At 66.7% G+C, this 25,648-nt stretch carries 27 protein-coding genes and 1 tRNA gene; 14 read left to right on the top strand and 14 right to left on the bottom strand.

The window, feature by feature from the left end:
• From mrdA to L1965_RS08615, 5 genes are all read right to left on the bottom strand, one after another.
• Positions 1 to 1,947, bottom strand: coding sequence for a penicillin-binding protein 2 (gene mrdA, locus L1965_RS08595; protein ID WP_235755997.1), 1,947 nt, complete (start codon positions 1,945 to 1,947; stop codon positions 1 to 3).
• Positions 1,944 to 2,489, bottom strand: a complete 546-nt coding sequence (locus tag L1965_RS08600; RefSeq protein WP_235756144.1) for a rod shape-determining protein MreD — start codon at positions 2,487 to 2,489, stop codon at positions 1,944 to 1,946. The genes mrdA and L1965_RS08600 overlap by 4 nt, the downstream gene beginning before the upstream one ends.
• Complete coding sequence (mreC, locus tag L1965_RS08605; RefSeq protein ID WP_235755998.1) at positions 2,476 to 3,417, bottom strand: rod shape-determining protein MreC; 942 nt, start codon at positions 3,415 to 3,417, stop codon at positions 2,476 to 2,478. Before mreC ends, L1965_RS08600 begins: the two co-directional genes overlap by 14 nt.
• A gap of 23 nt (positions 3,418 to 3,440) precedes the next feature.
• Positions 3,441 to 4,475, bottom strand: coding sequence for a rod shape-determining protein (locus L1965_RS08610; RefSeq protein ID WP_235755999.1), 1,035 nt, complete (start codon positions 4,473 to 4,475; stop codon positions 3,441 to 3,443).
• 224 nt (positions 4,476 to 4,699) lie between these two features.
• Entirely contained in the window at positions 4,700 to 6,256 is a 1,557-nt protein-coding gene (locus tag L1965_RS08615) for a 2-isopropylmalate synthase (protein ID WP_235756000.1), read from the bottom strand.
• Between the two features lie 433 nt (positions 6,257 to 6,689).
• On the opposite strand from L1965_RS08615, the gene L1965_RS08620 reads away from it, so the two are divergent.
• Together L1965_RS08620 and L1965_RS08625 are read left to right on the top strand one after the other, a co-directional pair.
• A complete protein-coding gene (locus L1965_RS08620; protein WP_235756001.1) occupies positions 6,690 to 7,124 on the top strand; it encodes a universal stress protein in 435 nt (144 codons plus the stop codon).
• A 19-nt stretch (positions 7,125 to 7,143) separates the two neighbouring features.
• Positions 7,144 to 8,676, top strand: coding sequence for an alanine/glycine:cation symporter family protein (locus tag L1965_RS08625; RefSeq protein WP_235756002.1), 1,533 nt, complete (start codon positions 7,144 to 7,146; stop codon positions 8,674 to 8,676).
• A gap of 67 nt (positions 8,677 to 8,743) precedes the next feature.
• Here the strand turns inward: L1965_RS08625 and L1965_RS08630 are convergent, their stop codons facing one another.
• The 3 genes from L1965_RS08630 to L1965_RS08640 all read right to left on the bottom strand — a co-directional run bounded on the left by L1965_RS08630 (position 8,744) and on the right by L1965_RS08640 (position 11,758).
• The gene (locus tag L1965_RS08630) at positions 8,744 to 10,213 is read right to left on the bottom strand and encodes an ABC transporter substrate-binding protein (protein ID WP_235756003.1); all 1,470 of its coding nucleotides are present in this window, start codon (positions 10,211 to 10,213) and stop codon (positions 8,744 to 8,746) included.
• Positions 10,214 to 10,276: 63 nt separating this feature from the next.
• Complete coding sequence (locus tag L1965_RS08635; RefSeq protein WP_235756004.1) at positions 10,277 to 10,969, bottom strand: CDP-alcohol phosphatidyltransferase family protein; 693 nt, start codon at positions 10,967 to 10,969, stop codon at positions 10,277 to 10,279.
• A gap of 48 nt (positions 10,970 to 11,017) precedes the next feature.
• Positions 11,018 to 11,758 carry an SseB family protein gene (locus tag L1965_RS08640; protein WP_235756005.1) on the bottom strand — a complete coding sequence of 247 codons (741 nt, stop codon included), beginning with the start codon at positions 11,756 to 11,758 and terminating at the stop codon, positions 11,018 to 11,020.
• Between the two features lie 118 nt (positions 11,759 to 11,876).
• Here L1965_RS08640 and L1965_RS08645 point away from each other — a divergent pair, with 118 nt between their 5' ends.
• Positions 11,877 to 12,887 carry a serine hydrolase domain-containing protein gene (locus L1965_RS08645; RefSeq protein ID WP_235756006.1) on the top strand — a complete coding sequence of 337 codons (1,011 nt, stop codon included), beginning with the start codon at positions 11,877 to 11,879 and terminating at the stop codon, positions 12,885 to 12,887.
• 38 nt (positions 12,888 to 12,925) lie between these two features.
• Here the strand turns inward: L1965_RS08645 and L1965_RS08650 are convergent, their stop codons facing one another.
• The gene (locus L1965_RS08650) at positions 12,926 to 13,375 is read right to left on the bottom strand and encodes an outer membrane protein assembly factor BamE (protein ID WP_235756007.1); all 450 of its coding nucleotides are present in this window, start codon (positions 13,373 to 13,375) and stop codon (positions 12,926 to 12,928) included.
• 148 nt (positions 13,376 to 13,523) lie between these two features.
• Here L1965_RS08650 and L1965_RS08655 point away from each other — a divergent pair, with 148 nt between their 5' ends.
• The 4 genes from L1965_RS08655 to L1965_RS08670 all read left to right on the top strand — a co-directional run bounded on the left by L1965_RS08655 (position 13,524) and on the right by L1965_RS08670 (position 16,617).
• Positions 13,524 to 14,060: a YceD family protein gene (locus L1965_RS08655; RefSeq protein WP_235756008.1), complete on the top strand. Its 537-nt coding sequence runs from the start codon at positions 13,524 to 13,526 to the stop codon at positions 14,058 to 14,060.
• A 244-nt stretch (positions 14,061 to 14,304) separates the two neighbouring features.
• Positions 14,305 to 14,511: a 50S ribosomal protein L32 gene (gene rpmF, locus L1965_RS08660; RefSeq protein WP_235756009.1), complete on the top strand. Its 207-nt coding sequence runs from the start codon at positions 14,305 to 14,307 to the stop codon at positions 14,509 to 14,511.
• 22 nt (positions 14,512 to 14,533) lie between these two features.
• Positions 14,534 to 15,646, top strand: coding sequence for a phosphate acyltransferase PlsX (gene plsX, locus L1965_RS08665; protein ID WP_235756010.1), 1,113 nt, complete (start codon positions 14,534 to 14,536; stop codon positions 15,644 to 15,646).
• Positions 15,643 to 16,617, top strand: a complete 975-nt coding sequence (locus L1965_RS08670; protein WP_235756011.1) for a beta-ketoacyl-ACP synthase III — start codon at positions 15,643 to 15,645, stop codon at positions 16,615 to 16,617. Before plsX ends, L1965_RS08670 begins: the two co-directional genes overlap by 4 nt.
• 44 nt (positions 16,618 to 16,661) lie before the next feature.
• Here the strand turns inward: L1965_RS08670 and L1965_RS08675 are convergent, their stop codons facing one another.
• Positions 16,662 to 16,937, bottom strand: coding sequence for a DksA/TraR family C4-type zinc finger protein (locus L1965_RS08675; RefSeq protein ID WP_235756012.1), 276 nt, complete (start codon positions 16,935 to 16,937; stop codon positions 16,662 to 16,664).
• A gap of 163 nt (positions 16,938 to 17,100) precedes the next feature.
• Here L1965_RS08675 and L1965_RS08680 point away from each other — a divergent pair, with 163 nt between their 5' ends.
• The 7 genes from L1965_RS08680 (at position 17,101) to L1965_RS08710 (ending at position 22,488) form a co-directional block, all read left to right on the top strand.
• Complete coding sequence (locus tag L1965_RS08680) at positions 17,101 to 17,622, top strand: TRAP transporter small permease subunit (RefSeq protein ID WP_235756013.1); 522 nt, start codon at positions 17,101 to 17,103, stop codon at positions 17,620 to 17,622.
• The gene (locus L1965_RS08685) at positions 17,612 to 18,937 is read left to right on the top strand and encodes a TRAP transporter large permease (protein ID WP_235756014.1); all 1,326 of its coding nucleotides are present in this window, start codon (positions 17,612 to 17,614) and stop codon (positions 18,935 to 18,937) included. The genes L1965_RS08680 and L1965_RS08685 overlap by 11 nt, the downstream gene beginning before the upstream one ends.
• Positions 18,938 to 18,979: 42 nt before the next feature.
• On the top strand, positions 18,980 to 20,065 hold the full coding sequence (gene dctP, locus L1965_RS08690; protein ID WP_235756015.1) for a TRAP transporter substrate-binding protein DctP: 1,086 nt from the start codon (positions 18,980 to 18,982) through the stop codon (positions 20,063 to 20,065).
• A 108-nt stretch (positions 20,066 to 20,173) separates the two neighbouring features.
• The gene (ihfA, locus tag L1965_RS08695) at positions 20,174 to 20,476 is read left to right on the top strand and encodes an integration host factor subunit alpha (RefSeq protein ID WP_235756145.1); all 303 of its coding nucleotides are present in this window, start codon (positions 20,174 to 20,176) and stop codon (positions 20,474 to 20,476) included.
• A gap of 15 nt (positions 20,477 to 20,491) precedes the next feature.
• Entirely contained in the window at positions 20,492 to 21,199 is a 708-nt protein-coding gene (locus L1965_RS08700) for a MerR family transcriptional regulator (protein WP_235756016.1), read from the top strand.
• A gap of 77 nt (positions 21,200 to 21,276) precedes the next feature.
• A tRNA-Pro gene (locus L1965_RS08705) sits at positions 21,277 to 21,354 on the top strand.
• A 66-nt stretch (positions 21,355 to 21,420) separates the two neighbouring features.
• Entirely contained in the window at positions 21,421 to 22,488 is a 1,068-nt protein-coding gene (locus tag L1965_RS08710; protein ID WP_235756017.1) for a 2'-deoxycytidine 5'-triphosphate deaminase, read from the top strand.
• Between the two features lie 172 nt (positions 22,489 to 22,660).
• Here the strand turns inward: L1965_RS08710 and L1965_RS08715 are convergent, their stop codons facing one another.
• Genes L1965_RS08715 through L1965_RS08730 form a run of 4 tightly spaced genes read right to left on the bottom strand, consistent with a single transcriptional unit; the run spans position 22,661 to position 25,588 of the window.
• Positions 22,661 to 23,767, bottom strand: coding sequence for a THUMP domain-containing class I SAM-dependent RNA methyltransferase (locus tag L1965_RS08715; protein ID WP_235756018.1), 1,107 nt, complete (start codon positions 23,765 to 23,767; stop codon positions 22,661 to 22,663).
• A gap of 45 nt (positions 23,768 to 23,812) precedes the next feature.
• Positions 23,813 to 24,010, bottom strand: coding sequence for a hypothetical protein (locus tag L1965_RS08720; protein ID WP_235756019.1), 198 nt, complete (start codon positions 24,008 to 24,010; stop codon positions 23,813 to 23,815).
• A gap of 11 nt (positions 24,011 to 24,021) precedes the next feature.
• A complete protein-coding gene (gene scpB / locus L1965_RS08725) occupies positions 24,022 to 24,705 on the bottom strand; it encodes an SMC-Scp complex subunit ScpB (RefSeq protein WP_235756146.1) in 684 nt (227 codons plus the stop codon).
• Between the two features lie 25 nt (positions 24,706 to 24,730).
• The gene (locus L1965_RS08730) at positions 24,731 to 25,588 is read right to left on the bottom strand and encodes a segregation and condensation protein A (RefSeq protein ID WP_439332065.1); all 858 of its coding nucleotides are present in this window, start codon (positions 25,586 to 25,588) and stop codon (positions 24,731 to 24,733) included.
• Positions 25,589 to 25,648: the final 60 nt, after the last annotated feature.

The following is a 25,648-nucleotide window of genomic DNA, read 5'->3' on the forward strand; positions in this document are numbered from 1 at the left end:
TCAGGCCCGCGACCGGCCAGGGGCGGTCGGCTGCGGCGTATAGAGATTCATCGCGGCATGGCGCGCTTCCATGTCGGCACGCTGGTCTGCCGGCACGGCGTCCAGCGGCGGCAGCCCGTCGGCCAGCGCGAAAAGCAGGATGTCGCGGGCGATCGGCGCGGCTGCGGTCGATCCGCCGCCGCCATGCTCGACCACGACCGACACCGCATAGCGCGGCGATTCGTAAGGCGCGTAGCAGACGAACAATGCATGGTCACGGCGGTTCCAGGGCAGCTGCTCGTTGCTGATGACGCCGCGGGCTCGTTCGGCGGCCGTGATGTTGCGCACCTGGCTGGTGCCGGTCTTGCCGGCCATGCGCCAGTCTTCGCGGCTGATGCGGGACCGTCGCGCCGTGCCGCGCGGCCCGTTCATGACCGCATCCATTCCGCCCCGCGCCATCCGCAACAGGGCTTCGTCGAGGCCAAGCGCCTCTGCCTCGGGCAGCGGCTCGGGCACGCCGTCGATGGCGTGCACCAGTCGCGGGCTCACCGCCCTGCCAGATGCAATACGCGCCGTCATCACCGCCAGTTGCAGCGGTGACGCCAGCACGAAGCCCTGCCCGATAGAGGCATTGAGGCTGTCCCCGATCTGCCACGGCTGATCGTAACGGGCCCTCTTCCAGGCCCGGTCCGGCGCGATCCCCTCGGCCACCGCCGACATGGGCAGGTCGTGCGGGACGCCGATGCCCAGCCGCTTTGCCATCGCCCCGATCCGGTCGATCCCCACGCGCTGAGCCAGTTCATAGTAGAAGACGTCGCAGCTTTGCTCGAGGCTCTGGATCGGATCGACCGTCCCGTGGCCGCCCCTGCGCCAGCAGTGAAAGCGGCGCCCGCCGACCTCGGTGTAGCCGGGGCAGTAATAGCGGGTCCCGCTGTTGATCAGTCCCGAATCGAGGCCGGCCAGCAAGGTGACCATCTTGAAGGTCGAGCCGGGCGGATAGAGACCCTGCACCGTCTTGTCGGCCAGCGGACGATGGTCATGGTCCATCAGTGCCCGGTAATCGGCGGACGAAATCCCCCGCACGAACTTGTTCGGATCGAAACTGGGCGAGGAACATATCGTCAGCAGATCACCCGTCTGAACATTCATGACAACCGCCGCGGCGCTTTCCTCGCCCATCCGTTGCGCGGCGTAATTCTGCAACTGCGCATCCAGCGTCAGCTGGACCGTGGCCCCCTGCTCGCCCTCCTGGCGGCTCAGTTCACGCATCTCGCGACCGGCGCTGTTGACCTCGACCCGTCGGGCCCCGGCCTTTCCGCGCAACAGCGTCTCGAGCTTGGTTTCGACACCCACCTTGCCCAGCTGGAACTCCGGCAGCATCAGCACCGGGTCAGGGTCCTCGATCTTGGACAGGTCGTAATCCGAAACCGGCCCGACATATCCCATCACATGCGCCAGATCGCCCGCGCGCGGATAGGCGCGCGAGAGCCCCGATTCCGGCGTGATTCCCGACAGCGCCGGCGCATTGACCGCGATCGAGCTGAACTGTTCCCAGCTCAGCCGGTCGGCCAGCACGATCGGCGTGATCGCGGTCCGCTTGGAAAATTCTTCCAGAAGCTCGGCGATTCGTTCCTCGCTGATGGGGATCAGCTGCGACAGACGGCGCAGCACCGGCTCGACATCTCCGCCCGCCTCCTCGCGGGTCAGCGTGACCCGGTAATTCTGCTCATTGCCGGCGATCAGCAAGCCATTGCGGTCGTGGATCAACCCGCGCGCGGGCGGCAGAAGCCTGATCTTGATCGAGTTTCCGTCGGCCAGCAGCCGGTATTCCTCGGCGTGATCCAGCTGCATCGAACGCAGCCGCAGCGCCAGGGTGGTGACCACGCCCAACTGGATGCCAGCCAGCATCAGGGCGCGGCGTCCAAGCTTGCGGGTCCCATCCTGCTTTTCGCGCGGCGATTTCTTCATCGACGATATCTCATCATTTCGGACTCGGCAGAGTCGATCCGGCGCAATCCGATCAACCAGCGCGCCGCGAAGACCACCAGCGGATAGGCCGCGACAGTCGCGATGTATTGCAGCAGGACCTGCCCCAGGGCGGGGATCGGCGACATCGACAGCAACAACACCACGCGATAACCCAGCATCATCGCGCCGATCAGGATTGCGACGCGCAGCCATTCAACCATGAATGGCTGATCGCGCCAACGGGCTTCACGAAGGCGTGCGGCCTCGGTTCCCAGAAGCACGATCGCGGCCCACAGCCCCGGTGGCCGCAGAAGCAGGATATCCTCGGCCAGGAAGATGAGCGCGATCACCGGCGCGGCAAGCTGGTCGGGACGGCGCAGCACCCATGCGAAGGTCAGGCACAGCCCAAGGTCGGGGCCGGGCCAGCCTGGCAGACCTATGGTCAGCGGCAGAAGGCGCAGGAACAGCAGCAGCCCCATGCAGATCAGGAACAGGGCCGTGCCGATCATCACCTGGCGCGCAGGCCCCTCAATCATCAGCATCACCACCGGGCACCGGAGCGGCGGACCCGACCGCCCGGGCGGGCGAGGTGGGAAGCTGCGGGCCGATGATGCCCTGATCGCCCGGCCGGATGATCGCGCCGGTATCGACCACCACCTCGGACGGGTGCGACCGCAGCACGCGCAGGAACTCCAGCCGCCCGTAGTCCGCGGCCATGCGCAGCCTGATGCGCCCGTCGCTGCCCTGGACCACCTGCCCGACCAGAAGCCCCGGCGGGAATACCCCGCCATCGCCCGAGGTCACGACACGGTCGCCCGGGCGGACATTGTCAGGCGTGACGATGAAATCCAGCAACGGCAACGGCGTGTTGTCACCGGTCAGCAGGGCGCGGTCGCCCGATGGCTGGACGGTCACCGGGATGCGCGACGAGGGATCGGTCAGCAGCAAGACCCGGCTGGTCCGCTGCCCGACGCCCGAGATGCGGCCCACCAGGCCAAGCCCGTCCATGGTGGCCCAGCCATCCAGAATCCCGTCCTGGGCGCCCACATTCAACAGCACCGACTGGCGAAAGGCCGAGCCGCTATCGACCATCACCACGCCGGTCACGCTGGTCAGCGCCGGGTCGATGCGGACATTGTTCTGGGCAAGCAGCTTCGAGTTTTCCTGCTCGAGCTGCACGGCCGCTTCCTTCCATGCCTGCATCTTCTGCAGTTCGCGCCGCAGCTCCTGATTCTGTTCGTAGATCCTGGCATAGGACTGAAAGCCGGCGATCATCTGGCTGATCTGCGTGACCGGGGCGAAGGCCCATTCGAAACTGGGCACGAATCGGTCGATCAGAACCGTGCGCATGCGTTCGGCACGCGGGCTGTCGATGCGCCAGAACAGGAAAAGCGCCATCAGGGCAATCGTCACCAGCGCGATCAGAACGCGGCGGATCGGGGTTGCGAAATCTGGTCCCTTGCGCGCCATTCAGGGCCTCCGCGCGGGCGACATCAGCTTTCGTAATCTATGACATGGCGCAATTGTTTCTCGAATTCCAGCGCCTTTCCGGTGCCCAGCGCCACGCAGCTCATGGGCTGGTCGGCCAGGGTGATCGACAGGCCCGTCTGCTCGCGCAGCGCCAGGTCCAGGTCGCCCAGCATCGCACCGCCGCCGGTCAGCATCACACCGCGATCGACGATATCCGCGGCCAGATCGGGGGGTGTCGCCTCGAGCGCGACCATCACCGCCTCGCAGATCGCCTGCATCGGCTCGGTCAGGGCCTCGGCCACCATCGCCTGGCTGATCTCGATCTCCTTCGGGATGCCGTTCAGCAGGTCGCGGCCGCGCACCATCAGCGTGGCACCGCGCCCGTCATCGGGCATCCGCGCGGTGCCGATGCTGGTCTTGATCCGTTCGGCGGTCGAATCACCGATCAGCAGGTTCTGGTTGCGGCGCAGGTAGTTGATGATCGCCTCGTCCATGCGGTCGCCACCGATGCGGACCGAACGCGCATAGACCACGTCGCCCAGGGACAGCACCGCCACCTCGGTCGTGCCGCCGCCGATATCGACGACCATGCTGCCGGTCGGCTCGGTGATGGGCATGCCCGCGCCGATCGCGGCCGCGATGGGTTCTGCGATCAGGCCCGCCTTGCGGGCGCCGGCGGACAGCACCGACTGGCGGATCGCGCGTTTCTCGACCGGCGTGGCGCCGTGCGGAACACAGACGATGATCTTGGGCTTGGAGAAGGTCGTGCGCTTGAAAACCTTCTTGATGAAGTGCTTGATCATCTGCTCGGCGCTGTCGAAATCGGCGATGACGCCTTCGCGCATCGGCCGGATCGCCTCGATGCTGCCGGGCGTGCGGCCCAGCATCAGTTTCGCGTCCTCGCCCACGGCCAGGACCTGCCGCTTGCCGTCCTTGACATGATAGGCGACGACCGAGGGCTCGTTCAGGATGATCCCCCTGCCCTTCACATAGATCAGCGTGTTCGCCGTCCCGAGGTCGATTGCGATGTCGGTCGAAAACAAACCGCCGAATGCCATGCCTGTCGTCCTTCTGCGCCGGTTGATCCGACCCTGCCCCGTTTTTCCTGCCCGTCCGCCCCTGCGCAGCAGCGGGCGGAATCGCCCGCCCGCAACGGCGTTGCCCCATATAGAAGGGTTAATGCGCCGGTGAAAGACCCATGCGCCGCGCGAATGCAGAGTTTCGCGCGCACGCGCCGGATGTGCAACAACCGCTTGGACCGGACCGGCCGTCGCGCCCGGGGTCAGTGCGAATACATGCTGATCTGCTTGTCGTCTCGGCCCTGCTGGGACCGCCGGACGATCAGATGGTTCAGCGCACCGACATAGGCCTTGACGCTGGCCAGGATCGTATCCGTGTCCGATGACTGGCCATTCACGATGCGCCCGTCCTCTTCCATCCGCACACTGACCGTGGCCTGGGCGTCGGTGCCTTCGGTCACGGCGTGAACCTGATACAGCTGCAGCCGCGCATTGTGGGGAAAGATCTCCTTCACGGCGTTGAAGCAGGCGTCCACCGGCCCGTCGCCGGTTGCATGAACGCTCTTTTCCTCGCCATCGACGATCATGGTCAGGTCGGCGGACTGCCCGTCGCTGCCGCAGACAACGCGCAGATGCTTGACCTGCAGGTGATCGTCGCCGGTATTGGCGGTGGCATCCTGCACCAGCGCGACGATGTCCTCGTCATAGACCTCTTTCTTGCGGTCGGCGAGAGCCTTGAAGCGCACGAAGATGTCCTTCAGCTGGTTGTCTCCGACCTCGTATCCCAGATCGGCCAGCTTGGCGCGCAGGGCGGCGCGGCCGGAATGCTTGCCCATCGCGATATTGCTCTCGTTCAGGCCGATATCGGCCGGGCGCATGATCTCGAACGTCTCGACATTCTTCAGCACGCCGTCCTGATGGATGCCGGATTCGTGCAGAAAGGCGTTCTTTCCCACGATCGCCTTGTTGAACTGCACCGGAAAGCCCGAGACCTGCGCCACGCGGCGCGACAGGCCAATGATCTTGGTCGTGTCGATGCCGGTGTCGAAGGGCATGATGTCGTGGCGGACGCGCATCGCCATCACCACCTCCTCCAGCGCGGTGTTTCCGGCGCGCTCGCCCAGACCGTTGATCGTGCACTCGATCTGGCGGGCGCCGGCCTCGACAGCGGCCAGGCTGTTGGCGGTCGCCATGCCCAGATCGTTGTGGCAATGGGTGGCGAAGATGATCTGGTCGGCGCCCGGCACGCGTTCCAGCAGCATGCGGATCAGTTCGGCGCTTTCGCGGGGCGCGGTGTAGCCCACGGTGTCGGGGATGTTGATCGTCGTGGCCCCCGCCTTGATGGCGATTTCGACCACGCGGCACAGATAGTCATGCTCGGTGCGGGTGGCGTCCATCGGCGACCACTGCACATTGTCGCACAGGTTGCGGGCGTGGGTCACGGTCTGCTCGATCCGTTCGGCCATCTGGTCCATGTCCAGATTGGGGATCGCGCGGTGCAGCGGCGATGTGCCGATGAAGGTGTGGATGCGCGGGCGCCGGGCATGCTTCACCGCCTCCCAGCAGCGGTCGATATCGGGGATCTGGGCGCGGGCAAGGCCACAGATCACGCTGTGACTCGCCTGCCTCGCAATCTCGGACACGGCGGCAAAATCGCCTTCCGAGGCGATCGGAAAGCCGGCCTCGATGATGTCCACCCCCATCTCGTCCAGCATCGCGGCGATTTCCAGCTTCTCGGCGTGGGACATGGTGGCACCGGGCGACTGTTCGCCGTCGCGCAGTGTGGTGTCGAAAATGTAGACGCGGTTCTTGTCGGTCATCGTGGGGTCTTTCTTACGCGGATCCTGGGAATATCCGGGCGCTGGCCTGACTGAGCGGCGGCCCGGAAGACCCGCTCAGCGCAGCGTAAGAAGCAGCAGACCACCTGGATGCACAGCCCGACGCGCGCCGAACGGCACGGTCGCAGCGGTGAAGATGTGAGCCATCCGGGTCATGCGACGGAATATGCCGACCATGATCGGGTTTGAAAAGCGAAAAATCCTCACAATGCCGGCCACGCGCCGCGCGCCGTCCCCACGCGGCCCGACGCCGGGGCTGCCGCGATGGCCGGCACGCCGCAGCCCCGGCGTGCAGCACGCCGTCCCGGACAGGCAAATTCACGAAGTCGTCATGTTTTCTCTGGCCGCGACGACATTCTAGCGCCTATCATTTCATCACTGAAGCCAAACAAGAACAACACGACAAGGGGGTAACATGTCACGCAAGATCGTCGTCGGCTTCGACGGCAGCGAAGCGTCACGCCGCGCGCTGGACTTCGCGGTCGGCCGCGCCAAGGCGCAGGGGGACAGCATCATCATCGCGCATGTGCTGGAATGGTCGCCATACAGCTTTCTGACGCCCGAAGAACTGGCCGAACGCCACAAACGGCGCAACGAGGAGCTTGAACGGGCCGAAAAGGCGATCCTGCAACCGGTCGTCAAGCGGGTCGAGGACGCCGGAGTCCCGGTCACGACCGTTATCAAATACGGCCACATCGCCGAAACGATCTGCCAGATCGCCACGGACGAGGATGCCGCCCTGATCTTCATCGGGCGCATGGGCCATTCCGGCCTCGCCACGCGCATCTTCGGATCGGTGGCGGGCACTCTGGCGCAGGTCGCGCCTGTTCCGGTCACCATCGTTCCATGAGCGCAGGGAATACAATCACATGAAAATCAAAGCATTTCTCACCGCTTTCCTTGCGGTCATGACCGCTTGGCCGGCGGCAGCCCAAAGCATCGCCGAACGCATCGACAGCGGCTTCGCGGCGGCGACCAGCCCGTTCGTGAACTTCATCTTCGCGAATTTCCCCGGCACCAACTTCTCGTGGATCGTTGTCTGGCTGGTCGTCGGCGCGTCGGTGTTCACGGTCTATTTCGGCTTCATCCAGTTCCGCGCCTTCGGCCATTCGCTGGCCCTGGTCAGCGGCAAGTACTCGGATCCCAACGATGCCGGCGAGGTCAGCCATTTCCAGGCCCTGGCCACCGCCCTGTCGGGCACCGTCGGACTGGGCAATATTGCCGGGGTGGCGGTTGCGGTCAGCATCGGCGGCGCCGGGGCGACCTTCTGGATGATCCTGGCCGGATTGCTGGGGATGGCGTCGAAATTCACCGAATGTACGCTCGCCGTCAAATACCGAAACGAATACGAAGACGGGACCGTCTCGGGCGGGCCGATGTATTACATGACCAAGGGCTTCGCCGAACGCGGTCTGCCTCTGGGTGGGTTCATGGCGATCGTGTTCTCGATCTTCTGCGTCCTCGGCTCTCTGGGCGGCGGCAACATGTTCCAGGCCAATCAGGCGGCCGCGCAGCTGCGTGACACCATCGGCCTGCCGGTCTGGGTCACCGGGCTGACCCTGTCGATCATCGTCTTTGTCGTCATTGTCGGCGGCATCAAGTCGATCGCCCGTGTGACCGAAAAGGTCGTGCCGTTCATGGGGGTCGGCTATGTGCTGATCTCGCTGCTGATCCTGATCATGAACGCCGACATGATCGGCTGGGCGTTCGGCGAGATCTTCCGCGGCGCCTTCACCGATACCGGCATCGTCGGCGGCCTGCTGGGCGCGCTGATCCAGGGTTTCCGCCGGGCTGCGTTCTCGAACGAGGCCGGTGTCGGTTCTGCCGCGATCGCCCACTCGGCGGTGCGCACCAAAGAACCGATCACCGAAGGCTTCGTGTCGCTGCTGGAGCCGTTCATCGACACGGTGGTCATCTGCACCATGACGGCGCTGGTCATCATCATCACCCAGCAATTGACGGTCGACCCGGTCACCGGGCTCTACGCCATCACCGAAGAGGGCCGCATCGCCATCGCCAGCGGCGCCACCGGCGGCGTGCCGATCACCTCGGGGGCCTTCGGCTCGGTGTTCAGCTGGGCGCCCTATGCCCTGTCCGTGGCGGTCGTTCTGTTCGCCTTCTCGACCATGATCAGCTGGTCCTATTACGGGCTGAAGGCCTGGACCTACATGTTCGGCGAGGGCAAGACCAAGGAAATGGCCTTCAAGATCATGTTCTGCGTCTTCGTGTTCATCGGTTCGGTCGCCAGCCTCGGCGCCGTGATCGACTTCTCGGATGCGGCGATCTTTGCCATGGCGGTGGTCAACATCACGGCGCTGTATCTGCTGATGCCGATCGTCAAGCGTGAGTTGAACAGCTATCTGTCGCGCCTGAAGTCGGGCGAGATCCGCAAGTTCGAGTGACCTCGAAGCGGACAACGCACGAGGGCGGGCGCAGCGATGCGCCCGCCCTTTTTTTCATGTCCGCGCCCTAGTCGGTCCAGCGCACCCGGGTCAGGTCGTTCGCCTGGGTCGGCGCATTGGCCCACAGCCCTTCGATGCGCGCATCGGCAACGCCGGTCTTGGCAAGCTGGAACAGGTAGGCGTTGACGTGATCGTCGGCGATCATCTGCTGGGCCTGCCGATAAAGGGCGCTGCGTTGCTCGGGGGCGACCGCCGATTTCAGCTGCTCCATCAACGCCACGAATTCCGGGCGGGCATAGTGGAAATAGTAATCCGGGCGGGCATAGATATCGATGTCCAGCGGCTCGGTATGGCTGACGATGGTCAGGTCGAAATCACCGCCCTTGAACACCGTCTCCAGCCATTGCGCCCATTCCATGTTGGTGATCTCGGTCTCGATCCCGACCGCGCGCAGCTGCGCCGCGATGATCTCTCCGCCGCGCCGCGCATAGGATGGAGGCGGCAGCGCCAGACGCAGCCTGACCGGTCCCAGCCCGGCCTCTGACAGCAGATCCCGCGCCAGGGCCGGATCATGGGCCGATGCCGCGGTCAGATCGACATGGTCGGGGTGATGCGGCGCAAAATGGCTGCCGATCGGCGTGCCATAGCCGAACATCGCGCCCTCGATGATGTCCTGCCGGTTGATGGCGTGGGCAATCGCCTGCCGCAGCTTCGGATTGTCCAGCGGGGGCCGGCTGTTGTTCATCGCCAGAATGGTTTCGCCTTCGGTGGTGCCGACGATCACCTTGAAGCGGGGATCGGCCTCAAGCTGGGGCAGTGTCTCGGGCGCGGGGAAGTTCGGGAACGCATCCACGTCGCCGGCCATCAACGCGGCAAAGGCCGCGGTCGGGTCGCTGATGAAGCGGAAGGTCGCGGTCGCCAGCGCCGGCTGGTCGCCCCAATAGCCGTCAAAGGCGGACAGCACCACCCGATCCCCCTGCACCCATTGCTCGAAGCGGAACGGACCGGTGCCGACAGGCCTGGTGGCCAATTCGGCGGCGCTGGCCTGATCGACCATCACCGCGTCGCCCCAGGCCATCTTGAAGGGGAAGTTGCCGTCCGGCGCGTCAAGCGTGACACGGACCGTAAGCGGGTCGGTGGCCTCGACGGTCTCGATCCCCGCGAACAGCACCTTCTGGGCGTTGGTCGAATCCTCGGCCCGCGCGCGGTCGAGGCTGAAGACCACGTCATCGGCATCGAAGACGCTGCCGTCGTGGAAGGTCACGCCGTCCTGCAGATGGAAGACATAGACCTTGCCGTTTTCTTCCACATCCCAGCGTTCGGCCAGCGCGGGCAGGATGCTGCCATCGGGGCCGAACCGGGTCAGCCCCTCGAACAGATTGGCATAGACCACCTCGTCGGTGGCCGCCGCCGCCCCGCCGGTCGGGTCCAGGTTCGGCGGCTCCAGCACCATGCCGATGGTCATCGCGTCCTGCGCCGCGGCAGCGCCGGCCATCAACGCCACCGCCGCCACGGATGATTTCAGAATGTCCAGCATACGCCGCCCCCCCGATCCCTGATGCGGCCGGATCATCGGACGGATTGCCCGGTCAGGCAAGCATCAGCCGCGCCTTGGCCAGAATTGCTGCACCGGCCCCGCCAGCAGCAGCCACAGCGAGGTCAAGACCAGCCCCCAGATCGCCCAGCTTGACGGATGGAAATCGACCCAGGCCGCGCGCCCCGCGAACACCACCCACAGCACCGCGACAGGCAGCGAGATCGCCCGCCAGCGCTCGGTCCGAACCGGGTGGATGAACTTGATGTTGGTGAACATCGCCACGGTCAGCGCGACCACGATCAGCAGGATCACGACCCAGTGCGGCCTGGTGGCGAACAGCACCAGCACCACCATGTTCCAGCAGCCCGGAAAGCCCGCGAAGGAATTGTCGGTGGTCTTCATCCGCGTATCGGCGAAATAGATGACGCTGCCATAGACGATCACGATGATCGCGAACCAGCCGGTCCAGCCCGACAGCAGACTCGACTGGAACAGCGCGAAGGCCGGGATGAACACATAGGTCAGATAGTCGATGATCAGGTCCATCAGCACGCCATCATAGATGGGCCAGTTCGTCTTGACATGGTATCGACGCGCCAGCGGGCCGTCGATGCCGTCCACGACGAAGGCGACGACCAGCCACAGGAACATCAGCGCCCAGTCGGACTGAACCGCCGCCAGCATCGCCAGCATGGCCAGGACCGCCCCGGAGGCGGTCAGCAGATGGACGGACAGGGCCTTGTGACGCAGTTGCATCCGCTCGTTCTTTCAGTTTGATGACGGTCGCGCAACCGCCTCGGCCGCCTAGCGCAGGATCGGCGGCCGCTTGGGGCGTGCAGGCGGCGCGATGGCTTCGGGCGCGCTCAGATCGAACCGCAACGCGCCCGGCGGGGGCGTCGTCTCGGAAAAGCTGATATCGACGCCACCGGGCTGCGCGGGCAGGAACGCCAGCGCCTCGGCCAGCGCCTTGGCCAGCGCCGGCTGGCGCGCCGCCTCGGCCCCCGCGATCAGCAGCAGATGCGAGGACGGGCCGCCCTCGCCGGCGACCCCGGCCAGCGCCGCGCCCGCCATCAGCCCGCGCATGTCCGCAAGCCGCGCGGCCAGCGGTTCGGCCAGCGCCTCGACCGTCGCGCGCGCGGGGGCGGTCAGGCGCAGCCGGGCCTCGGCCGCTTCGGGGGCAGAGGACAGCGCGCCCGACAGCCAGTCCAGCATCGCGGCATCCAGCAGCATCTCGGACGGGTGGCCCGGGTTGACCAGCAGCCCCGCCCCCTCGGCGCGCAGCAGCCCGGCCAGAACACGCCCCGGCAGGGCCGCATAGGCCACCGGCGCGGCAAGGAAATCGGCCAGCCGATCCTCGGAATCGCAGGCCAGCGCGACCGCGCCCGACTCAAGCGGGAACATCCGCAGGCTGATCCGGTCGCCCGTCGGCTCGGCGCTCAGCGCGACCGACAATTCGGTATCGGCCAGCCGCGACAGCATGCGCGCCCGCGCGGGCGCGTCGGCGGCGTGGAACGGCGTGGCGGCAAGGTCATCAAGCGCGGTCATCTGGTCTTTTCCCGGCAGGCTTTATCCATCGCCCTACCCGGCACGTGCGCGGCCGGCAAGCCCGTCCTGACGCAGCCGTGATTTCGGTCCGGCACAGCCGGCGCCCATATTCATGGCCATGAAACGCCGTTCCCTGCTGATCTGCGCCGCCTCGGCGCCGCTTCTGGCCGCACCCGGGCTGGCGCGCGCCAGCCTCGCGCCGATCCTGGCCGAGGCCCGGTCGCTGGACCCGCTGCGTGCCCTGACCGTGTGGCGCGCAGGTCCCGGCGGGGGCACCGAGATCGCCGCCCAGGGTTACGGCGGCTTCACCCCGGACAGCCCGACCAACATCAAGTCGGCGTCCAAGACGATCGTCTCGGCGCTGGCCGGGATCGCCATCGACAGGGGCCATCTCGACGGCCCGAATCAGCCCATCGCACCGCTGCTGCAAGCAGACCTGCCGGACGATCCCGATCCGCGGCTTTCACGGATCACCCTCGGCCAGCTTCTGTCGATGCAGGCGGGGCTGGAACGGCAGTCGGGCCGGAACTATGGCCGCTGGGTCAGCAACCCGAACTGGGTCCGCGCCGCGCTGGCCGCACCCTTCACGCAGGACCCCGGCGGGCGGATGCAGTATTCCACCGCCTCGTCGCACCTGCTCTCGGCGATCCTGACGCGGGTCACCGGCCGGTCCATGCTGGATCTGGCGCGCGACTGGCTGGGCGCGATCCCGGGGTTCCGGATCACCGGCTGGGAACGCGACCCGCAGGGCATCTATCTGGGTGGCAACCAGATGGCGATGAGCACGCGCTCTCTGCTGGCCTTCGGCGCGACGTATGCCCGGGGCGGACGGGCCGACGGGCGGCAGGTGGTGCCGGAACGCTGGATCGCGGAAAGCTGGCGCCCCCGAACCGAGTCGATCTTCAGCGGGCAGGGCTACGGCTATGGCTGGTTCATCGGACGCATGGCGGGGCGCGACCTGCGCTATGGCTGGGGCTATGGCGGGCAGATGATCTATGTATTCCCGGCCACCCGCCGCAGCCCCGCCCTTGCGATCGCCATCACCTCTGACGCCGACCGGCCCTCGGCGCGCACCGGCTATCGCGATGCCCTGCACAGCCTCGCCCGCAGCATCGTCGAGGCCGCCTGAACGGCAGGCCGCCTGTTTCAGCCCTGGCCCCTCTGCGATCAGTCGATGAGATCGCCGGCCTGGAAATTCCCCAGACTGCCCAGCAATTGCCGGATGAAGGATATCTCGGTGATGCTGCCCTCGGTCACGCGGCGCGACAGCACCACGACCCGGCCACGCTCAAGCCCGAAACGCTCGATATTGGTGACGGTCCCCTCGGGCCCGAACGAGACCGCGACAACCTCGCGGCTGATCTCCTCGGGCCGCCTCGGGCCGTAATGCCGCCAGCGCGATCCCACATAATACCAGCCCGACCCGGTCAGCAGGCCCTGCGCCGAGGGGCGTCCGACCAGACCCTGCAACTCGGCCATGCCGGTCTGGCCGACGACAACCTGCGCCAGGTCCTCGTCGGGCGGCACGAAGCCGTGATTTCGATAGACCGGGGCGCAGGCGGACAGGCCAACGATGGCCACGAAAGCCAGGATCAGCAGGTTCCTGATGGCAGCCATGTAAGCAATTCCTTCGCTCGGACGGTTGACGCGGCCCGACCGGCTTAGCAAACTCGGCGACGGCGCTCAAGAATATCCATCCGCGGCTGGGACTTGTGCACCCCGTCAGGCCGCAAACACCCTTCACACCTGTGCCAGAGGCCCCGCCATGACCGCCCCGTCCTCGTCCACGCAGCGCCTGCGGGTGGCGCATCTGAACCCGCGCCACGCCAATCCCTTCGCGCTGGAGCCCGATGCCGACACCAGGAGGGCCATCGCCGCAGAGCTGGGGATCAGCGAATTGCCCCGGCTCGGCTTTCACGGCGAGTTGCGGGCCAAGGGCGGCGACGCATGGGTGCTGACCGGCCGGCTGACCGCGCGGGTCGTGCAGCCCTGCGTGGTGACGCTGAAACCCGTCAGGACCAACCTGGTCGAGGATGTGCGGCGCGAATATTCGCCCCATGTCCACGATCCCGAGGCCGAAGAGGTCGAAATGCCCGACGAGACGCTGGAACCGCTTGGCCAGTTCATCGACCTGTCGGCGGTGATGATCGAGGCGCTGTCGCTGGCCCTGCCCGACTACCCGCGCGCCGCCGGTGCGGAACGGGAAGGCGACCTGATCGAGGACGACGCGCCCGACACAAGGCGCCCGTTCGAGGGGCTGGACAGGCTGCTTGGCGGCGGCGGGCGCGACGGCGCGGAATGACCCCGCCGAGGCGGGCCGGCGTTGCAGCCTTGCCACAGGCGGCGCCCCGGGCGCCCCACGACCCGCCCCGATCGTCATCGGCGCTGGTGCAGGACACGCGCTTTGGCGCATTTTTGGGGAACATGCCGCGCCGCAGGGGCTTGCGGGCGGGACTTTCATCGCGTATCTGCGCGGTTCATTTGCGAATGCAAGACACACGGTGCCAAGGCGTCCAGACGCCGCACCCCCTAACCGAGGTTGTGACATGGCTGTCCCTCAGAACCGCGTAACCCGCTCCAAGCGCAACATGCGCCGCGCGCATGACGCCCTGGTGGCCGGGAATCCGAACGAGTGCTCGAACTGCGGCGAGCTGAAGCGCCCGCATCACGTCTGTCCGTCCTGTGGGCATTACGCCGACCGGGAAGTGGTTGCGATGGCGCCCGAGACCGACCTGGACGACGACGCGGCCTGATCCGGGCCCGCAGCGCGACCAGATGACCGTCGATTCCTCGACCAGCCCCGCGCCGCGCGCCCCGGAAGACCGGGGCAGCGTGGTGATTTCGGTTGACGCGATGGGCGGCGACCGGGGTCCTGCCGTCGTGGTCGCGGGCATGGCCGAAAGCGCCGGCAAGAATCCCGACATCCGTTTCATCGTGCATGGCGACGAGACCGAGCTTCGCCGCCTGATCGCGCGTCGGCGCGACCTGTCCGAGCGCTGCGACATCCGCCACGCGCCGGGTGTCGTGACGATGGGCGACAAGCCCAGCCAGATCGTGCGCAAGGGCAGCGACACCTCGATGTGGGCGGCGATCGAATCGGTCAAGACCGGCGAGGCCGAGGCGGCGGTCAGCTGCGGCAATACCGGCGCGCTGATGGCGCTGTCGATGCTGCGCCTGCGCAAGCTGCCGGGCGTCGATCGTCCCGCCATCGCCTGCCTGTGGCCGTCCAAGAATCCGCAGGGCTTCAACATCATGCTGGATGTCGGCGCCGATATCCGCGCCGATGCGCCCGATCTGCTGCAATACGCGATGATGGGCGCATCCTACGCCCGCAACGGCCTTGGCGTCGCCCGGCCGCGCGTCGGGCTGCTGAATGTCGGCACCGAGGAACACAAGGGCCGGGCCGAGCTGAGGCAGGCCCATGACATGATCACCGCGCAGGCCGATCGCGGCGATTTCGACTATGTCGGCTTCGTCGAGGGTGGTGATCTGCCTTCCGCGCGGGTCGATGTGATCGTGACCGACGGATTTACCGGAAATGTGGCCTTGAAGACCGGCGAAGGGACGGCCAAGCTGGTCGGCGAATTCATGAAAGCCGCATTTGCCAATTCGATCATGTCCAAATTTGCCGCGCTTCTTGCCATGACCTCGTTGAAACGCCTGCAAAAGCGCATCGACCCGCGCCGCGTGAATGGCGGCATCTTCCTGGGTCTCAACGGAACCGTCATCAAGTCGCACGGTTCGGCCGATGCGACCGGCGTGTCGGCCGCGATCAAGCTGGCCTTCACGCTGGCCAAGTCCGGCTTCCAGGAGCGGCTGGCGGCGCGTGTGGCGCAGGGCGCGGCGGCCTCGGCCAGCGCATCCGCCAAGACGGAGCCCGCATCGTGAGCCGTCGCGCGGTGATCATCGGCACCGGCCATTACCTGCCCGACCAGGTGATCGACAACAGCTGGTTCGAGGACAAGCTGGACACCACGGACGAATGGATCAGGTCCCGCACCGGCATCGAGCGGCGGCATTTCGCGGCCGAGGGGCAGAACACCAGCGACCTCGCGATCCGCGCGGCACGCGCCGCGCTGGACAAGGCCGGACTGCAACCCGACGATCTGGACGGGATCATTCTCGCCACCTCGACCCCCGACTTCACCTTCCCCGCCGTCGCCACGATGGTGCAGGCCGGGCTGGGCATGACCCGCGGCTTTGCCTTCGACGTACAGGCGGTCTGCGCCGGCTTCGTCTTCGCCCTGGCCAATGCCGACGCGATGATCCGCGCCGGCCAGGCCAGCCGCTTGCTGGTGATCGGCGCCGAGACCTTCTCGCGCATCATGGACTGGACCGATCGCGGCACCTGCGTGCTGTTCGGCGACGGCGCGGGCGCCGTGGTGGTCGAGGCGCAGCAGGGCAGCGGCGAATCGACGGATCGCGGCATCCTGTCCAGCGACCTGAACAGCGACGGTCAGTATCGCGAACTTCTGCATGTCGATGGCGGCGTGTCCTCGACGGGCACGGCGGGGCATCTGCGGATGCAGGGCAACCTGGTCTTCCGCCACGCGGTCGAGAAACTGGCCAGAACGGCCCACACCGCGCTGGATCGGGCCGGGCTTCAGCCCGGCGACGTCGACTGGCTGGTCCCGCATCAGGCCAACATGCGGATCATCGCCGCGACCGCCCAGAAGATGCAGCTGCCGCTTGAGAAGGTGGTCCTGACCGTCGCGGATCACGGCAACACCTCGGCCGCCTCGATCCCGCTGGCGCTGTCGGTGGCGGATGGCGAGGGTCGGTTCAAGCCCGGCGACGTGATCGTCACCGAGGCGATCGGTGGCGGCCTCAGCTGGGGCTCTGTCGTCCTGCGCTGGTAGAAGCGCGCCGGTCCCTGCGGGCAACCGACACGGTCCGGACCCGTCTATTTCAGTTGCGAATCCTTGCTGGCGCGGCGGTTGACGCCACCCAGGGGACGCCTTGCCCTGTCGCGGCCCGACTGGCAGGCGACGCACAGCTGCACGCCCGGGATCGCCGCGCGGCGCGCCTCGGGGATCGGTTCATCGCATTCGACGCAGGATTCCGCCGCCTCGACCGCCGCGACCCGTGCGGCGCGCTGCCGCGCGCGCGCCACGGCCTCGGCCGTGCTGATCTCGATCTGTTCGTTCACCGCGTCGTCGCGGGCCCATCCACCGGCCATCGCTGATCTCCTTTCGACAGCCACAAGATAGGTGCCTCTGCGTCATGTTTCAAAGTCAGAATGTCCTCCGACTTTCGGTTGACACCTTCTGCGCCATTGGAAAGACTGCCCGGCGAGTGCGGGCGCAGCACAAATCCTGCAAGACCTTGGGAGGGTCCATAATTTGCCGATCATTCGCGTGATCGACGGCATCAACGAGGTCGTCGGCCGGGTCGTGTCGATCGTTGCGATCGTCTTTGCCGGTATCATCATCTACGACGTGTTCATGCGCTACTTCATCGGCGAGCCGACACGGTGGGCCTTTGACGTGACCAAGCAGCTTTACGGCTTCTACTTCGTCATGCTGGGCGGCTACGCGCTGCGCCATCAGGCGCATGTGCGGGTCGATCTGGTGACGGCGCATCTTGGCCGCCAGGCCCGCCGCTGGGTCGAGGCCGCGGGCTATGTCATCTTCTTCTTTCCCTTCGCCTGGGTCTTTGCGCGCCACAGCTGGAATTTCGCCATGACATCCTGGGGTCAGGGCGAGGTGACCTATGGCGCGGTCCAGCTTCCGGTCTATCCGCTCAAGATCGCGATGTTCGTGGCCGCCGCCCTGCTGCTGATCCAGGGGATAAGCGAATTCCTGAAACTGGTCCTGAACAAGACCGACCATCTCGAACCCATGGAGCCGCTGGATGTCCGGTGAATCGATTGCCCTGATCATGTCGGGCCTGCTGCTGCTGGGCCTGTTCATGGGGCATCCGCTGGCCTTCGTGCTGGGCGGCACGGCCGTTCTGGGTGCGCTGATCGCCGGCAAGGGGATGGTGCTGGGCATCGTCATCAGCCGCATCTTCGGTGACGTGCTGGACAATTACGTGCTGATCGCGATCCCGCTTTTCGTGCTGATGGCGCGGTTCCTGTCCGACAGCGGCGTGACCGACCGGATGTTCGAGGCGCTGCGCCACCTGATGGCGCGGGTGACTGGCGGGCTTGGGCTTGCGGTCGTGTTCATCTCGATCCTGCTGGCGGCGACGACCGGCATCATCGGCGCGTCGATCACCGTGATGGGGATGATGGCGCTGAAACCGATGCTGCAATACGGCTATGACAAGCGGCTGGCATCCGGGCTGATCGCGGCCTCTGGCTGCCTGGGCATCCTGATCCCGCCCTCGATCATGCTGATCCTGATGGCCTCCTATGCGCCCGGCCTGTCGGTCGGCCAGCTGTTCGCGGGCGCGATGATCCCGGGCATGGTGCTGGGGCTGATGTATGCGCTTTATGTCGCCTTCATTGCCTGGCTGAGGCCCGAATGGGCACCCCCCGTCGCCGACGAGGAACAGATCAGCCGCGCTGCGATGTGGCGGATGCTGATCGTCGAGGCCGTGCCGCCGCTGGTTCTGATCCTGGGCATCCTGGGCTCTTTGCTGGCCGGCGTCGCCACCGCGACCGAGGCCAGCGCGATCGGCGCGTTTCTGGCGCTGCTGATCGTCATCATGCGCGGGCGGTTCCAGTGGAAGACCTTCTATTCGGCGCTGCTGGAAACCGGGCGGACCAGCGCGATGATCCTGTTCATCGTCGTGGGCGCGACGGCTTTCACCGGCGTCTTCAATATCACCGGTGGCCTGCGCGCCAGCCAGGATCTGATCCGTGGACTGGCCGACGATCCCTATACGCTGGTCGCGGTGATGCTGCTGGTGGTGTTCATCCTGGGCATGTTCCTGGACTGGACCGGGATCGTTCTGCTGTCCTTCCCGATCTTCCTGCCACTGGTCGGCGAGATGGGGATCAATCCGCTGTGGTTCGTCGTGCTGATGGCGGTGGTGCTGCAGACCAGCTTCCTGTCGCCGCCCTTCGGATACGCGCTGTTCTACATGCGCGCCATCGCCCCGCCCGAGGTCTCGACCACCGACATCATTCGCGGCGTCCTGCCCTTCATCGGGCTGGTGCTCGTGATGTGCGCGCTGATCATCGCCTTTCCGGCGCTGGTCACATGGCTGCCCGCCACGCTGTATGGCGGCTGATCCCTTCGCGCATCTATTTCCGAACCAACGAGGAGTGAACCCATGAAACACCTGATGACGACCGCCGTTCTGGCGCTGGCCACCGCCGCGCCCGCCATGGCCGAGAACTGGACCATGACCACCACCTGGCCATCGAGCCTGGAACTGATCGAGATCGACAAGCACTGGGTCGATCTGGCCAACAGCCTGATCGATGACGACAAGCTGACCATCGAATTCTACGACGGTGGCAGCCTGGTCCCGGCGGGCGAGGTCTTCGGCGCGGTCGAATCGGGCACGATCCAGGCCGGTGCCGACTGGCCCGGCTACTGGGCGGGCCGCGACAGCGCGTTCTCTCCGCTGGCGACCACCGCCAGCCTGTTCAACGCCGTGGACTATGTGAACTGGATCCAGGAATGGGGCGGCGCCGAGCTTTACAACGAGGTCTACGGCAAGTTCGGCATGGTCTATCTGCCCTATGGCGTGACCAACAACGAATCGGGCTTCCGCACGGTGAACACGCCGATCCGCACCGTGGCCGACCTTCAGGGCCTGCGCCTGCGCCTGTCCGGTCTGGAACAGGGCAAGCTGCTCGAGAAACTGGGGGGCAACCAGGTCAGCATGGCCGGTGGCGAGATCTACCAGTCGCTGGAGCGTGGCGTGATCGACGGGGCCGAATTCTCGACCCCCAATGTCGATTTCTCGGGCGGTTTCCAGCAGGTCACGAAATACTGGTCCACTCCCGGCTGGCACCAGTCGTCGTCGATGTTCGGGGTGATGATCAACAAGGCGGCCTGGGACGCGCTGGATGAGGAAACCCAGTCGCGGCTTCAGACCGCCGCCGACGCCACCATGCTGTGGTCGCTGGCCTTCACCGAAAAGCGCGCCACCGAGGCCTATGGCCAGTTCGTGGAGGCCGGCACCGAGATAAACCGGCTGGACGACGCGGCGCTGGAACAGATCCAGACTCTGGCCAACGAGACGATCGAGGAAGTCGCCTGCGAAAACCCGCTTTCGGCCAAGGTCTATGCCAGCCAGGTCCGATACCTTCAGGACTACGCGACCTGGCGCGACGCCTCGGCCCCGTTCAACCTGGGCCGGACGCCGAATGGCCCGGACCTGGCCAAGATCGAGGCCTGTGCGCAGTAAATCGCGCATCTCTCAATGCAAGTATCGGGCGGGGAACGATTTCCCCGCCCTCGTCGTTGACAGATCAGGGATTCGGGCACATCCTGCTTCCATCTGAAGGGAAAGATGATGGGCGAGAAAACGCTGACTCGAATGGACCTGGCCGAGGCTGTTTTCCGTGATGTCGGCCTGTCCCGACATGAATCCGCGCAGCTTGTCGAAAGCGTGCTCGAGCATGTTTCCGATGCGCTGGTGCGCGGCGAGCAGGTGAAGATATCGTCGTTCGGGACGTTCAGCGTGCGCGACAAGAACGAACGGATCGGTCGCAATCCCAAGACGGGAGAAGAGGTTCCGATCACCCCGCGCCGGGTGCTTTCGTTCCGACCGTCGCATCTGATGAAAGATCGCGTCGCCGCCGGCAACAAGCGATAGGACGCGTTTCACAGCATGAAGAAGGGCGCAGACGCATTCCGTTCGATCGGCGAAGTGGCCAAGCTGATCGGCGTCGCACCGCATGTGCTGCGTTACTGGGAAACCCAGTTCTCGCAACTCAAGCCGATGAAGCGGCCTGACGGACGGCGCTATTACCGCCCCGACGACGTGCGGCTGGTGGCCGGGCTGTGCACGGTGCTGCGCGACGAGGGGATGACCATCCGCGGTGCCCGGAAGATGCTGGCCCGCGACCGCGGAGAGGACATCCGCGCACGCGGCGCGGCGCGGCTTGGCGACCTGATGACGGCCGATAGCGGCCCGTTCGAGCCCGCCACGCCCGATTACCCCATGTCAGACACCCGCGTGCCAGACGCCGTGCCCGCGGCCTCGCGGCCGGCCACGCCCGCCGCGGCGCGCGGCCTGACCAACGGCCCGGCGCCCCTGCTCGCCGACGCGGCGGACGATCCCATACCCGCAGAGGAGACGCAGGACATGGCCGCCCACGGTCCCAGATCGCGCCACCGCCGTCGCCGCGCCCATGAGGGCGACGACGCGCTGCCGCTGTTTCCCGAACTCGATGCCGCAGGGGGCGATGCGGCATGGCTGGCCCGCCTGGCCGGGCTGGCGGCGCGGCTGCGCGACCTGCCGCCGGGAACCAGGCTCTCCGCCGCGCCGCGTGCCCGCCTTGCGGCGCTGCGCGGCGCCATCATCGACCTCTACTAGCGCCGCCCGGATTTGACGCAGATTTCCGCATCGCGGCCCTTGTGCAGCCTGCCTGCTTCGCTCTATATGGCCGGCGTCGGGCCGTGGCGCAGCCTGGTTAGCGCGTCCGTCTGGGGGGCGGAAGGCCGCGAGTTCGAATCTCGCCGGCCCGACCATACCGAAAACGCCCATCCCCGTGCGGGGGTGGGCGTTTCCATATCCCTGATGGGGAAAGGCAAGGCATGAACGGCGTCCTGCCTGACAGCGAAATCCGCGGACTGATCGAAACAGGGGTGATTTCCGCCGCTCCGCCGATCACGCCGGACCAGATCCAGCCTGCCAGCCTCGACCTGCGGCTTGGCGATACGGCCTTTCGGCTGCGCGCCAGCTTCCTGGCCGGGCGCGGGCGCCGCATCGCGGACCGGCTGGCCGATCTGCAGATGCACCAGATGGATCTGTCGGGCGGCGCGGTGCTGGAACGCGGCTGCGTCTATCTGGTCCCGCTGATGGAACGGCTGACGCTGCCCGCCGGGCTGACCGCCGTCGCCAACGCCAAATCCTCGACCGGACGGCTGGATCTTCTGACCCGGCTGGTCACCGATGACGGCACCGAATTCGACCGCCTCCCCGAAGGCTATGACGGTCCGCTCTACGCCGAGATCTGCCCGCGCTCGTTCTCGGTCCTGGTCCGGCCCGGAATGCGCCTGAACCAGTTGCGACTGCGCCGCGGACAGGCGGTGCTGTCCGACGCCGAGCTGCGCGAACTGAACGCCCGCGAACCGCTGGTGGGCGGCCCCGCGCTGATCGATCACGGGCTGGGATTCTCGGTCGATCTGCGGCCCGATGCCGATGATCTGGTCGGCTATCGCGCCCGCCCGCACAGCGGCGTGATCGACCTTGACCGGATCGCGGCATATCCGGCCGCCGAGTTCTGGGACGAGTTGCGCACCTCCGAGGGCCGGCTGATCCTCGATCCCGGCGCGTTCTACATCCTTGTCAGCCGCGAAGCGGTCGCCATCCCTGCGGACTGCGCGGCCGAGATGGCCCCGTATCTGGCCATGGTGGGTGAGTTCCGCGTCCATTATGCGGGGTTCTTCGATCCCGGTTTCGGGATCGGCACCGCCGGTGCGGGGGCGCGCGGCGTGCTTGAGGTTCGATGCCACGAGGCGCCCTTCGTGCTGGAACACGGTCAGGTGGTCGGACGCCTTGTCTATGAACGCATGGCCGCACGGCCCGACCGGCTTTACGGCGCCGGCATCAGGTCAAACTATCAGGGCCAGGGGCTGAAACTGGCGAAGCAGTTCCGTTAGGATCGAGAGGGCACTGGCCCGGTTCGCGGCGCGCAACGCGCGCAAGCGGTGTACAGACTGTGCACGCGCTGTGCACGCGCTGTGCACGCGGAAATCCCCGGAAATACAGGCTTTCCGCACCATCTGCGCGCGGCCGCGCCTCGGGCAACGCACGCTGCTGTTGCGCGCAACACTAAAGCGGGCCGGTCTGCCAAAGCCGCACCTTCAGCCCGCCATGCGCCACGATCGGACCCGGCGGTAGAAACGGCAGGCCCGTGGCTTTCGCCAGCCCGGCCTCGGACGTGACGATGCCGACGCGCCAGAGCGCAAATCGCTCGCGCAGCACCGCGCCCATCGCCGCGTGCAATCCGAAAAGCGGCCCCTTGTTGCCGACCCGCGCCCCGTAAGGCGGGTTCACCATCACGATGCCCGGCGCGCAATCCGGGCGCAGCAGGTCGCTGATCTGGCCCAGCTGGAAATCCGTCGACCCGGCCACGCCGGCGCTGTCGGCATTGGCCCGGCTCATCCTGATCGCGCCGGCGTCCCGATCGCTGCCGAAGAACTGCCGGGGCGCGGTGCGGCCCGACACCGATCCGCGCATCGCCTGCCAGACAGGAGGATCGAACGTTGCAAGTTTTTCAAAGGCAAAGCTTCTCGACCGGCCCGGCGCCAGCCCGGACGCCATCTCGGCCGCCTCGATCACGAATGTCCCCGATCCGCACATCGGGTCCAGCACCGGCTGACTGCCGTCGAACCCCATCTCGCGCAGGAACATTGCCGCCATGGTCTCGCGCATCGGAGCCTTGGCGACGGCCTGCTTGTGACCGCGCTTGTGCAGCGATTCGCCAGTCGTATCGAGGCTGATCGTGACCAGATCGTCCTCGATCCGGACCTTCACCACGACGGCCGCATCGGCCGCGACGGGGGCGCCCAGCTCCTCGACGATGGCGCGCTCGATCCGCTGGCTGGCGGCGCCGGCATGGTAGATCCGGCTGGCCCGGCAGGTCGTCTCGACCTTCACAGGCTGATCGGCCCGCAGCACGTCGCCCCATGGAAATTTCCGCGACCGCTTGTCCAGCTGCGCCAGATGCAGCGCCCGGAAACTGCCGACCCGCGCCAGCACCCGCGTCGCCCCGCGCAGCATCAGATTGGCCCGCCAGACATCCCGCCAGCCACCGCTTACCGTCACTCCGCCGGGCTGAGCGCGCGCGCTCCAGCCCAGCTCTCCCACCTCGGCGGCCAAGGGTGCCTCAAGGCCGGGCGTCGCCACCAGGAAGATCTCGAAAGGGTCAGTGTTCATCGGCCAGCCCTATCCCGCCGCGCCCGGCTTGGCGAGGGGCCGCGCTCAGCGACCCAGCCGGCGCACAAGCTGCACGGCCTGCTGCACGCGCCTCGCGGTCTGGCGCGCGATGGGTCCCTGGCTGGACGGTTGACGAGGCGTCGCGCCCCTGGTCCCGACCATGCGGCCGGCGCCCTTGCGAAGACCCCAGCTCATCGCGCGATTGGCCATCATCCGGACCAGCATGTTCAGGATCTGGTTCATCGCGTTGCCTTTCAGTCGTCGTCAAAAAGATCATCGGCCGGACCGTCGTGACCGATCGCGTCGTCGTCATCCCCGTCAGGAATGACGGGCAGCGACATGCCGTCGTCGGGGGGGCGGGAATCAAGCAGGCCAGCGGCGCGCAGTTCGGACAGACCCGGCAGATCGCGCGCGGATTCCAGGCCGAAGTGATCGAGGAAGGCTTCGGTCACGACGAAGGTTGCCGGCCTTCCCGGCGTCATGCGGCGGCGGCCCATGCGCACCCACTCCATCTCGATCAGCTGGTCCAGCGTTCCGCGGCTGACGGCCACGCCACGGATCTCCTCGATCTCGGCGCGGGTGACGGGCTGGTGATAGGCGATGATCGCCAAGGTCTCGACCGCAGCGCGCGACAGCCGGCGCTGCTCGACCGTTTCGGTCTGCATCAGGAAGGACAGGTCGGGGGCGGTCCGAAAGACATAGCCGTCGCCGACGCGTTCCAGCACCACGCCGCGGCCCTGATAATGGCGGCGCAGTCCGGCCAGCACCTCGGCCGGATCGCAGCCGGCGGGCAACCGCGCCGCGAGGTCGCGCACCGTCAGGGGTTGGGCCGAAGCGAACAGAACAGCCTCGACCATGCGCTGCTGCTGGTCCAGCGGGGGTGGCGGGAAATCCGGCGCGCGGGGGACGGCGTCATCGGTGTCGGCCGGGCTGGGCATGTCATCCTGGGTCAGATCGGTCACGTCAGTTTTCGGCTGCGGGTTTGCGCCGAAAGCTGATCGGCGCGAAGGTATCCGACTGGCGTATCTCCAACCGGCCCTGACGCGCAAGCTCCAGCGAGGCGGCGAAGGTGGCGGCGGTGGCGGATCGCCTGCGTTTGCCGTCCGCCGCCCAGCCGTCGGGCAGAAAGTCCGAAAGATCGGTCCAATCGCCGGCGAAACCGATCATCCGGCGCATCCGGTCCAGCGCCTGCTCCATGCTGAAGACGTTCTGGCGGTCAAACGCATAGGGCCGGAATTCGTCCCGGGTCTTGAGCCGCGCATAGGCGCGCATCAGGTCGATCAGTCCCGCCTGCCACTCGGTCCGACGACGGCGGGCGACAGGCTCGGGGGCGCCGCGCTGGAACCGGCTGATGCCCAGCCGGTCGCGTCCCATCAGTCGGCTGGCTGCCTGCCGCATCGCGTCCAGCCTTTCCAGCTGGAACGCCAGATGGGCCGCCATGTCCTCGGCCGAGGGTCCTTCGGCCTCGGGGTCCGGCGGCAGCAGAAGGCGCGATTTCAGGAAGGCCAGCCACGCCGCCATCACCAGATAATCGGCGGCCAGTTCGATCCGCAGCTTGCGGGCCCGTTCCACGAAGACCAGATACTGCTCGGCAAGATGCAGAACCGAAATCTTCATCAGATCGACCTTCTGGCTGCGCGCCAGCGTCAGCAGCAGGTCAAGCGGACCCTCGTAGCCATCGACTTCGACGATCAGCGATTCCTCGGCCTGGCGCGCCGCGACGGTGCCCGCGTCAAAGCCGTCGCCACGCGCAGCGCCGCCCGCCGACGCAGCATCCGGGACGGGGCGCAGATAGGGCACATCGGGCGTGTTTCCGGCCAAGCTGTCTTCCTGATTGTCCGCCGATCAGGGTCTGACGTCACCCTTCACAAGTCAAGCCGG

The sequence above is a fragment of the Paracoccus salsus genome (genome assembly GCF_021556615.1).
Lineage (GTDB): Bacteria > Pseudomonadota > Alphaproteobacteria > Rhodobacterales > Rhodobacteraceae > Paracoccus > Paracoccus salsus.

Bases quoted from the DNA above. Each gene is read 5' to 3' on its own strand.
- mrdA (WP_235755997.1), bottom strand. From the start codon at position 1,947: ATGAAGAAATCGCCGCGCGAAAAGCAGGATGGGACCCGCAAGCTTGGA.
- L1965_RS08600 (WP_235756144.1), bottom strand. From the start codon at position 2,489: ATGCTGATGATTGAGGGGCCTGCGCGCCAGGTGATGATCGGCACGGCC.
- mreC (WP_235755998.1), bottom strand. From the start codon at position 3,417: ATGGCGCGCAAGGGACCAGATTTCGCAACCCCGATCCGCCGCGTTCTG.
- L1965_RS08610 (WP_235755999.1), bottom strand. From the start codon at position 4,475: ATGGCATTCGGCGGTTTGTTTTCGACCGACATCGCAATCGACCTCGGG.
- L1965_RS08615 (WP_235756000.1), bottom strand. From the start codon at position 6,256: ATGACCGACAAGAACCGCGTCTACATTTTCGACACCACACTGCGCGAC.
- L1965_RS08620 (WP_235756001.1), top strand. From the start codon at position 6,690: ATGTCACGCAAGATCGTCGTCGGCTTCGACGGCAGCGAAGCGTCACGC.
- L1965_RS08625 (WP_235756002.1), top strand. From the start codon at position 7,144: ATGAAAATCAAAGCATTTCTCACCGCTTTCCTTGCGGTCATGACCGCT.
- L1965_RS08630 (WP_235756003.1), bottom strand. From the start codon at position 10,213: ATGCTGGACATTCTGAAATCATCCGTGGCGGCGGTGGCGTTGATGGCC.
- L1965_RS08635 (WP_235756004.1), bottom strand. From the start codon at position 10,969: ATGCAACTGCGTCACAAGGCCCTGTCCGTCCATCTGCTGACCGCCTCC.
- L1965_RS08640 (WP_235756005.1), bottom strand. From the start codon at position 11,758: ATGACCGCGCTTGATGACCTTGCCGCCACGCCGTTCCACGCCGCCGAC.
- L1965_RS08645 (WP_235756006.1), top strand. From the start codon at position 11,877: ATGAAACGCCGTTCCCTGCTGATCTGCGCCGCCTCGGCGCCGCTTCTG.
- L1965_RS08650 (WP_235756007.1), bottom strand. From the start codon at position 13,375: ATGGCTGCCATCAGGAACCTGCTGATCCTGGCTTTCGTGGCCATCGTT.
- L1965_RS08655 (WP_235756008.1), top strand. From the start codon at position 13,524: ATGACCGCCCCGTCCTCGTCCACGCAGCGCCTGCGGGTGGCGCATCTG.
- rpmF (WP_235756009.1), top strand. From the start codon at position 14,305: ATGGCTGTCCCTCAGAACCGCGTAACCCGCTCCAAGCGCAACATGCGC.
- plsX (WP_235756010.1), top strand. From the start codon at position 14,534: ATGACCGTCGATTCCTCGACCAGCCCCGCGCCGCGCGCCCCGGAAGAC.
- L1965_RS08675 (WP_235756012.1), bottom strand. From the start codon at position 16,937: ATGGCCGGTGGATGGGCCCGCGACGACGCGGTGAACGAACAGATCGAG.
- L1965_RS08685 (WP_235756014.1), top strand. From the start codon at position 17,612: ATGTCCGGTGAATCGATTGCCCTGATCATGTCGGGCCTGCTGCTGCTG.
- dctP (WP_235756015.1), top strand. From the start codon at position 18,980: ATGAAACACCTGATGACGACCGCCGTTCTGGCGCTGGCCACCGCCGCG.
- ihfA (WP_235756145.1), top strand. From the start codon at position 20,174: ATGGGCGAGAAAACGCTGACTCGAATGGACCTGGCCGAGGCTGTTTTC.
- L1965_RS08700 (WP_235756016.1), top strand. From the start codon at position 20,492: ATGAAGAAGGGCGCAGACGCATTCCGTTCGATCGGCGAAGTGGCCAAG.
- L1965_RS08710 (WP_235756017.1), top strand. From the start codon at position 21,421: ATGAACGGCGTCCTGCCTGACAGCGAAATCCGCGGACTGATCGAAACA.
- L1965_RS08715 (WP_235756018.1), bottom strand. From the start codon at position 23,767: ATGAACACTGACCCTTTCGAGATCTTCCTGGTGGCGACGCCCGGCCTT.
- L1965_RS08720 (WP_235756019.1), bottom strand. From the start codon at position 24,010: ATGAACCAGATCCTGAACATGCTGGTCCGGATGATGGCCAATCGCGCG.
- scpB (WP_235756146.1), bottom strand. From the start codon at position 24,705: ATGCCCAGCCCGGCCGACACCGATGACGCCGTCCCCCGCGCGCCGGAT.